This is a genomic window from Corynebacterium sp. 20-84 (assembly GCF_053479455.1).
The window spans coordinates 160,212-168,287 of record NZ_JBRBCB010000006.1; the positions used below are offsets into that span (position 1 = coordinate 160,212).

Annotated in this window: 11 protein-coding genes; 6 read left to right on the top strand and 5 right to left on the bottom strand. The window is 59.5% G+C overall.

What is annotated here, in order from left to right:
• Positions 1 to 114 precede the first annotated feature (114 nt).
• Positions 115 to 498: a hypothetical protein gene (locus ACUY2Y_RS06385; protein WP_448325281.1), complete on the bottom strand. Its 384-nt coding sequence runs from the start codon at positions 496 to 498 to the stop codon at positions 115 to 117.
• Between the two features lie 56 nt (positions 499 to 554).
• On the opposite strand from ACUY2Y_RS06385, the gene ACUY2Y_RS06390 reads away from it, so the two are divergent.
• On the top strand, positions 555 to 1,781 hold the full coding sequence (locus ACUY2Y_RS06390; protein WP_448325282.1) for a tyrosine-type recombinase/integrase: 1,227 nt from the start codon (positions 555 to 557) through the stop codon (positions 1,779 to 1,781).
• 195 nt (positions 1,782 to 1,976) lie between these two features.
• Here ACUY2Y_RS06390 and ACUY2Y_RS06395 read toward each other — a convergent pair whose 3' ends face one another.
• Positions 1,977 to 2,933, bottom strand: coding sequence for a DUF1963 domain-containing protein (locus tag ACUY2Y_RS06395; protein WP_448325283.1), 957 nt, complete (start codon positions 2,931 to 2,933; stop codon positions 1,977 to 1,979).
• 240 nt (positions 2,934 to 3,173) lie between these two features.
• On the opposite strand from ACUY2Y_RS06395, the gene ACUY2Y_RS06400 reads away from it, so the two are divergent.
• The 3 genes from ACUY2Y_RS06400 to ACUY2Y_RS06410 all read left to right on the top strand — a co-directional run bounded on the left by ACUY2Y_RS06400 (position 3,174) and on the right by ACUY2Y_RS06410 (position 4,382).
• Positions 3,174 to 3,353 carry a hypothetical protein gene (locus ACUY2Y_RS06400; protein WP_448325284.1) on the top strand — a complete coding sequence of 60 codons (180 nt, stop codon included), beginning with the start codon at positions 3,174 to 3,176 and terminating at the stop codon, positions 3,351 to 3,353.
• A gap of 45 nt (positions 3,354 to 3,398) precedes the next feature.
• Positions 3,399 to 3,725, top strand: coding sequence for an antirestriction protein ArdA (locus ACUY2Y_RS06405; RefSeq protein ID WP_448325285.1), 327 nt, complete (start codon positions 3,399 to 3,401; stop codon positions 3,723 to 3,725).
• An 84-nt stretch (positions 3,726 to 3,809) separates the two neighbouring features.
• On the top strand, positions 3,810 to 4,382 hold the full coding sequence (locus ACUY2Y_RS06410) for a hypothetical protein (protein ID WP_448325286.1): 573 nt from the start codon (positions 3,810 to 3,812) through the stop codon (positions 4,380 to 4,382).
• A 67-nt stretch (positions 4,383 to 4,449) separates the two neighbouring features.
• Here the strand turns inward: ACUY2Y_RS06410 and ACUY2Y_RS06415 are convergent, their stop codons facing one another.
• Both ACUY2Y_RS06415 and ACUY2Y_RS06420 read right to left on the bottom strand, forming a co-directional pair.
• On the bottom strand, positions 4,450 to 4,662 hold the full coding sequence (locus ACUY2Y_RS06415) for a hypothetical protein (protein WP_448325287.1): 213 nt from the start codon (positions 4,660 to 4,662) through the stop codon (positions 4,450 to 4,452).
• Positions 4,663 to 4,823: 161 nt separating this feature from the next.
• On the bottom strand, positions 4,824 to 5,186 hold the full coding sequence (locus ACUY2Y_RS06420; RefSeq protein ID WP_448325288.1) for a hypothetical protein: 363 nt from the start codon (positions 5,184 to 5,186) through the stop codon (positions 4,824 to 4,826).
• Between the two features lie 52 nt (positions 5,187 to 5,238).
• On the opposite strand from ACUY2Y_RS06420, the gene chrA reads away from it, so the two are divergent.
• Both chrA and ACUY2Y_RS06430 read left to right on the top strand, forming a co-directional pair.
• Complete coding sequence (gene chrA, locus ACUY2Y_RS06425) at positions 5,239 to 6,438, top strand: chromate efflux transporter (RefSeq protein ID WP_448325289.1); 1,200 nt, start codon at positions 5,239 to 5,241, stop codon at positions 6,436 to 6,438.
• 9 nt (positions 6,439 to 6,447) lie between these two features.
• Positions 6,448 to 7,458, top strand: a complete 1,011-nt coding sequence (locus tag ACUY2Y_RS06430) for an LLM class oxidoreductase (protein WP_210574118.1) — start codon at positions 6,448 to 6,450, stop codon at positions 7,456 to 7,458.
• A gap of 70 nt (positions 7,459 to 7,528) precedes the next feature.
• Here the strand turns inward: ACUY2Y_RS06430 and ACUY2Y_RS06435 are convergent, their stop codons facing one another.
• A complete protein-coding gene (locus ACUY2Y_RS06435) occupies positions 7,529 to 7,930 on the bottom strand; it encodes an integrase core domain-containing protein (protein WP_448325290.1) in 402 nt (133 codons plus the stop codon).
• Between the last annotated feature and the right edge of the window lie 146 nt (positions 7,931 to 8,076).

Here is an 8,076-nt window from a genome sequence, read left to right on the forward strand (position 1 = left end):
CGCTTAGGAGCTATTTTCATGTCCGGTTCTAAATCGTGTTACACCACTTACTTCGAGGGCGGAACGTCGCTGGCGATGCCCGGAAGGCTGGCGATCATCTTAGACCAATCTCCATCATTTGAACAGGGGCGGGAACCAATCGTTGAAGGGGAGATCTGTTTTTGAGGACGTACCCCAGTGCGTACCAGCGTAGGCCGGCAGGGGCGTTCCAGGTTGAATGCCAGGAGCAGGCAGCCCACCATGTTCAAGCTCGCGTAGTCGGTCAGTCAGTGCCTTCTTTAGCGTCTTGAGTCCACGCTTATTGGCGGCAAGCGCACTGTCGCCTCGCGCAGCCTTGATCGCAGCACGCAGCTCTTCAAGACGAGCGTTGATCTCCCTGAGGTCCCGTGCAAGAGCTGCTCGCTCAGCTTCCCGCTCTTCTACAGATGTCGCACCATCATCAAGGCGGAGCTGTACCAGTTCGGGAGTATCCCAGAGGGCAGGTCGTGGTGTATTCATGCACTCAACCCTACCATTATTCGAACCTATACAAAAGTGGTGCTATGGTTGTGTGCATGGCAAAGAAACAGCAAGCATCGAGGGCGCCTCTTCAACCGGGTGAAGATACTGTTGAACGCGTCCTTGACACGCGCACGCGAGGACCGTTTGACGAATTTTTTACCGTCAAAAACTGGGAAGGACGCTCCAGACGGTTTCATGTCCGGGCGGCAACGAAGGGCGAATTTCGGGCCAAAGCCAAAGAGATGATCGACGGTTATCTCAACACATCCACAAGTGACTGGACGAAAGCAAGACGCATAACAGTCTTCATCGACGAGGTCAGCGAACCAGCCGTAAGTGCCGCGCGTCTGAGGCCCAATACGAAGAAGCGCTATGAGCTGGCACTGTCGCAGCTACGCCGACAGTTAGACGGGCTGACCATCGGCGACGCCGTGAGGTTCAGGACTCTTGAGCGAGCGCTCCAAGATATCGGCCGTGACCACGGTGCCGAGTCTGCACGGCAGGCACGCACTGTGCTGAGTAAGTACGTTCTGGACCAGTTGATCCGCGAAGGCATTATCGACCACAACCCGCTGAGGGGTATCTCTATTGATCTCGGGGATACGCGCAAGGGGAGTAAGCCAACCCAGTCGCACGCGCTCACTGATGCACAGTACGACGCAGTGGTTGATCATCTTGTAGCACGCGATACCTCCGGGCCAATTCCACCGGGAACGGATAGGCGACATACTTCCATTAAGAAGCACGAAATCACCGTGGCGCTGGCCGTGCTGCAGGCGGGAACGGGCCTGCGTATTAGCGAAGCACTCTCCCTTACCCGTGAGGACGCGACTGTCACACAAGACTCGCTCGCGGTGACGGTGCATGCAGAACACTCCAAGACTCACCGGGGGCGTACCGTGCCGATGCTTGATGCGCGGTGTGAGAAAATCTGGCTAGAGCGAATCAAGACAATCGGCCCCGGCGATCCGCTCCTTCCGGCACCGGGGGACAAGCACTCGCACTGGCGGACGGATAACGCAGTCAAGGCGTGTGCGGCGCTTTACAAAGACATAGGCGTCCAACTCGAAGACCCGGCCGTTTCTTCCATGAGATCACACGCGTGGCGCACGGTGCTCAACAACCGCGCAATCGCTCGCGGCGTTCCTGCTGAGATCCGCAGTGCCTTCTTCGGTCATACTGAAGCTATGAACGCCCGAAACTACACCGATCTCACCGACGTTTCGGCCATGCAGTCCGCGCTTGAGGGTGGTGCACTAGATGGTGCACTAGGGGTATGATTCTGGATGTTTCTAAATGGTTCTAAATGATAGAAAACGCACCTAAACTGCATGGTCAGAATCGAATAACACCAGTTAGGTTCGAATGTAATCCGATAACCCAGAGGTCGTCAGTTCGAATCTGGCCCCCGCTACCAACTTAAGACCCCTACCAGCACAAATGCTGGTAGGGGTCTTTTTCTGCTAATTAACCCGCTAGCCGCAGTCCCAGTAAAAAACAGCACCTTCGGTCGTGCCAGTATTTTCGGAGCGGTACACCACGGCCTCGCCGGCGTGCATTTTCTTCAATGCGTCTGGGTGGAGGAATACGTGGGCCACACCCAAATCACCCCACATGATCTCGAAGGGGAGCTCTCTCTCTTCCACATATGTGGAATCGATTTCTAGGAAGTGAACGTACCCATCAGGCTGCGTAGGGTCTTGTGTGAAAGCGGGGAAACCACCAAGCATGATGTCGCTTTGGTTTCTGGCTGTGGCCCGCAACTCAACTAGCTCGTCAAAGTAGTCATCGTTATCAAGAAAGTCATCGTCCTTTTCGGACTCCCAAGCCTCATACACTGCTTGGTCAGTGGGAGGGATCATTGCAACTGCACTCGACAAGGAAATCGGCGAGTTCATAACCGCCTCAAGATCCTCGTTGAATGGGGAGCAATAATCCTCGTGCTCTTTATCGAAGACAGCAGGTTCCGCGGTATGAGGACCAGGGAAGCTGTGGTTGCCAAAGCCTTCCGCAGGCTCAGGGATGTAGCGAATTTCCATGCCGTCGCCTGGCGAACCAGCGTCGAATCCGCCGTAGAGCGGATCAGCGCCGACAAAGAGCTGAAGAATTCCTGATTCCGGAATCAATCCGTCGAGAGTTGCTTCGCTTTCCGACGCGCCCTCCGCACGCACATGACCGATAATATCCGCAAGATTGAGCTGAATGATGTGGAGCAGTGGCTGGCCGCTCTTTGCGATGGGCCATGTCGCACCTTCCGGAAGATACGGCCGGCCGCCGAAATACGAACCATGTTCGGTGGGAGTGGTGGTGAAGTAGGGAAGGGTGACGCCTGGTTTAGCAAGTTGGATGAGGCTATCAGTGTCTTCGGAAATGTGCTCTCCGGACTCGATCATCGATCGGAGCGCTTGAACCTGTGCTGAGAAACTCGACATGGAGGATGGTCCTTTTTCTGGGGAAATGAAGTGTTTGATCAGGGATTATCCTTCAGGGGAAAGCATGCTGCAACAGATATTTAGGGGCCGGGCCCGTGCATCTCGGTCTTCACGTGCCCGAAGAAGTTCTCCATGACCGCGTTGTCTTAGCGGTTGGCTTTTCGCGACACCGACTGAACACCGCCGTTGTCGCCGATGAGTTTGCGCCACGAGGAATGATGGTACTGGAATCCTTGGTCGGTGTGCATCATCCAACCGGGTTCAGGTGCACATGCCGCGATCGTCTTGGATAAGGAATCGGCGGTAAAGGCTGTCGACGCCGAACACGCCGAAGACGTCACCATCTACAGCGTGCACGACTACCTACCCACGCGCCTCAGGCGCGAGGTTGAACGTGAGAGCGCGCATGACGAGCTGTGATGCTTCGACACCAACAACATGCCACGCAGCGGCGAGATGCAGCCCATGGATGCTGCTCCGTGGGGCAAGGCATACGTGGAGCTGGGCGACGATAGCCAGTGGCTGGCCTGCATGCGCTGGTGCTACGATGTGCTTGATGCCGCCGAGCCACCAGAGATTGCGCGCTTCAAGGCGGCATGCCAGGGCAAATATGGCAGCTTTGCCGACTACGGCTGGGGCCAGTACCGCGAGCTTAAGCCCACAGCCGGTATGACAGAGGGCCAGGAACGCTACTTCAACTATGAGCAGTGGCTGAAGGATCTGGAGATGGACTACCACGTGCTACCTGCCATGACAGCGGGTGCCGTGTGGATTTACGATGCGCGTGTCTAGAACCGGTTGCACAGGGCACTGCCAGCAGTTTTAATAGCAATGGTCAGAAAACATCGCTTTTGAGGACTGCAAAGGACCGCCACCGTGCCCAACCCGCAAGACATCAACCGCCTGCTGCGTGACTTCCAGAACATGATTCCGCAGATCGCCGGAGCCATCGTTGCCCTCGTTGCCGTTATCGGCGCCATCGTGGGCCTTGTCAACCCTTCTGGTGAGGGCGAGAACCCGCTCAGCAGCAGCGAGAACTCCGTCGTGAAACCGAAGACCGAAAACCTTGTCTCTGACGAGCTCAAGCGCGGCGGTGCGGTCATCGTCGGCAAGACCGTCACCGTTGACGGCAAGCAGTACCCTGACAGCATCGCTATGTACGACGCGCACGGGTACAAGGACACCTACGTCGAGCGCCCCCTCGCCGACACCGGGTTCAAGCGCCTGACGTTCAGTGCTGGCTGGGACACAACCACCCCTAAACTGGTGCGTGAGGAGGGCACTGTCCAGGTCATCGGCAACGGTGCGGTGCTCCAGGAGAAGACCATCCGCTTGGGCGAGACTGCCAACTTCGACGTCGAGCTCAAGGGCCTGCGCAAAGTCCGCATTGAGCTCCCACGCGAGGATGCACAGGGCATGGTCATCTACAACGCCGTGCTGCACCGCTAACCGCGCCTGCTAGGAGCAACTGATCCCCGCGAGGTTCAACCTCACGGGGATCGTGTTTCTGCCCGATCTACATTTTGTCGAGCTTGCCCATCTCCTTCGCCGCCGCCATGATGTCGGCCAGCGCCTCAATTACGCCCTCAAGCATCTCCTTGTCGCTGGAGAGCAAGGTATCCACCCGAGTACGCTCGTCGATGCCGCTCAGGATGGCCTTCTTTGCTTGGTTCTTGAACTTCTTCGAGCGCTTCAGTTGTGCAGCAGAGTTGGTCTTCCCCAACTTCACCGCTTCAAACGATCCTTACGGGAAAATGCGGTGAATAGGATTCGGCCAACAAACAGGTTGGTCACATAGAAGACTAAGAACTTTTTCAGGTGCGCGCATTCGGGGACCGGAGAATTCTCCTCTGATTCACTTCCGTTAACACGTCGTTAAGCAATTCGCTATCAGTCGACGGTGCCGGGAATCGCGAACGGGCCCGCCAGAATCACTGAGTGTTCAGCGTCGATGCCCGTGCGCGGGTGCGAGTCAGTCGTCTCCAGCTCGCAGGCAGTCACCGCAGCAGCATCGGCGTCGGTCCAGGTGCCCATGACGATGTAGGTGGCGTAGTCGTAGTGGCTCACGCCGTCTTCCTCGTGGGGGAGAGGCAGGTCGAAGGGGTACGAGATGTCGATTCCCAGTACGCTGAGCTGCTCCGCGAGTTCAGGGTGTGCGGCTGCGACCCTCTCGCGGAAGAAGGGGCAGTAGGGGCAGGGGCAATCGTCGATAAGCGATTGTGCGTAGTAGCTCCTCGTTGCGGCCCGGTCCATGGTTGAAAGACTAGCGCGACGGGAGATGTTTGCTCTGGTAAACATTGAGACCATGTCCACTTCCCGCGCTGATTTGAACAAACAATCCCCACGGGATGTCTTCCGCATCTTCCTGCGGCTCGGCTGCACCTCGTTTGGCGGTCCGACGGCGCACCTGGGGTACTTCCGCGATGAATTCGTGGAGAAGCGGAAGTGGTTTAGCGACAAGCAGTACGCCGACCTCGTGGCGCTGTGCCAATTCCTGCCGGGGCCGGCGTCGAGCCAGGTGGGGATGGCGATCGGCCTGCAGCGCGCCGGATATCTGGGCATGTTCTTGGCGTGGGTCGGCTTCACATTGCCGTCGGTCCTTGTCATGGTGGCATTCGCACTCGGCGTGGCGCAGTTGGGTGATATTAGCGAGGCTGGTTGGCTTCTCGGCTTGAAGGCTGCGGCTGTCGCGGTCGTCGCGCAGGCAGTCTATGGGATGGCGAAGAACCTGGTCACCGGCAAGATTCACGCCGCGATCGCGGTGGCGGCGCTCGTCCTCGTGCTGCTGGTGCCGCATCCGCTGATTCAGGTCGGCGCGATTGTGATCGGTATTGTGGCCGGTCTGGCGTTCCTGCGCGACAAGAAGGATCCGGAGGAAGACCCCCAGGCGGAGAGCGGTTCACGCACGCTCGGCATCGTCTGCCTGGTGCTGTTCTTCGCGCTGCTGTTCGTTCTGCCGCTGGTGGCAAAGCTGATCGGCACGACGGGCGCGGACATCTTCGACACCTTCTACCGCGCCGGCGCGCTTGTGTTCGGCGGCGGCCACGTGGTGCTCCCGCTGCTCGAGACGGTCACAGTGGGCCCGGGGCTTGTCGACCATGACACCTTCCTCGCCGGCTACGGTGCCGCGCAGGCGATGCCAGGCCCGCTGTTCACGTTCGCGTCCTTCCTCGGCGCCAGCGCGCAGGGCATGAACTGGGCGCTCGGTGCGACAATCGCGACCATCGCGATCTTCCTGCCCGCTGCGCTTTTGGTACTTGGCGCGATGCCGTTCTGGGAGCGCATCCGCCAGATGCCACGCGCAGGTGCTGCTCTGGCTGGAGCGAATGCCGCGGTGGTCGGCATTCTCGGTGCCGCGCTGTACACCCCGGTCTTCACCGCCGGGGTCACCGGCGTGGTCACTCTGTCCATCGCCGTGGTCTGCTACGCCGCCCTGACCTCGTGGAAAGTCCCGCCCTGGGCGGTCGTCATCGGCGCGGCGCTCGTCGGCTGGGCGGTGCTCTAGGCTGGCGGCATGAACCCGCTGTTTTCGCTTTCCGATACCCCGCACTGGGAGCTTCCCGGCTTCCAGCAGACCTTCAAGCCTGGCGAACTCACAGTCGGCCTGACCCTCCCCATTGAGGAGGACGCGGAGGAGAACCCCGTCGACAGTCTGGACAACCAGCTGCGCCTCATCCGCAAAGCGGAGGCCGGGGGAGTGGCCGCGATCTGGGTGCGCGACATTCCGCTCCGCGTCGAAACCTTCGGCGATGTCGGCCAGGTCTACGACCCGTGGATGTATCTGAGCTATCTCGCCGCGCACACGGAGACCATCGCCCTGGGCACCGCGGCGATCGTCGTGCCGTTCCAGCACCCGCTGCTCATGGCCAAGCGCGCAGGCACCATCGACCGGCTCAGCGGTGGCCGCTTCCTCTTCGGCGTGGCCACGGGCGATCGCCCCGAGGAGTTCCCTGCGTTCGGCCAGGACAAAGGCAAGCGCGACGAAGAGTTCCGCGAAAGAATCGACACTTATCGACGAGCCACCCACACCTCCCACACCCCCATCCGCTGGTCCGGCGGAAAGATGGGTGGAGCCGATGTCGTGCCCAAACCCCAGGCCCGCGAGGTGCCTCTGCTCGCCACCGGTTCCTGCCAGCAGACCCTCGAGTGGCGTGCCGAGCACGCGCACGGCTGGCTGATGTACCACAAGGGCTTGGAGGTTCAGCGCCAGAACGTGCGCAACTGGAACGCCGCGGTGGCCGACTGGGCCACCCGCGAAGGTGTGGCCGGGACCCCGGCGGCGTTCAAGCCCTTCGCCGAATCGTTGTGGCTCGACCTGCACGAGGACCCGGACGCCCCCGCCAGCGGCGGTAGCTTCGGCTACCGTCTCGGCCGCAACGCCCTGGTCCAGCTGCTGCGCTCGCAGCGCGATGTGGGCATTAGCCACGTCATGGTCAATTTCCGCTCCAGTAAGCGTTCCGCCGAGGAGCAGATCGACGAGCTGATCGGGCACGTCATCCCCGCGCTCGAGGACGAGTGGATCTAGATTCAACCCGGCCGCGGCCTCGGACCTAAAACCCCAGGTCAGATTTGGTTCCCGCGGCAATCGATCACTGTCAAGTGGTTGTGAACATTTTTGGGTTCGTGTTGATGGTGGTCGATTGTGGCTGTGTTGCTGTCGTTGTGCGGATGATGCTGGTTGTTGGTGGGGGTGGTTTCAGCACGGTGGTTGGTGGTGTGGTGATCCATCCTTTGTCGAGGGCTTTGTTGATGGCGTCGTAGCGGGTCTTGTGGTGGGTGCGCCATGTGCCGTCGTGGACGGCGTTGGGAGTGTATCCGTTGAGGCCTCCGTGGGGGCGGTTGTTGTAGACAGTGACGAAGTGCTCGACCCATTGTTTGGCTTGTGTGATGTTCGCGAAGGAGTGCGGGTAGTAGGTGCGGCCTTTCAATGTGTGGAATACCGATTCGATGTGGGGGTTGTCGTTGCTGGTGTAGGGACGTGAAAACGACGCAGTCACGTTGTGGGATGCAAAGAGCGAGAGTGTCCGATTCTTTGTGTGCGGGGGTTTGGTTTACAAGTAGTCCGCGAATCGGTCGGGGTAAGCCACGGCTAGTTGGTTGATGGCTTGTTTCCACCCGGTGGCTTTCGCTCCTTCAATATAGC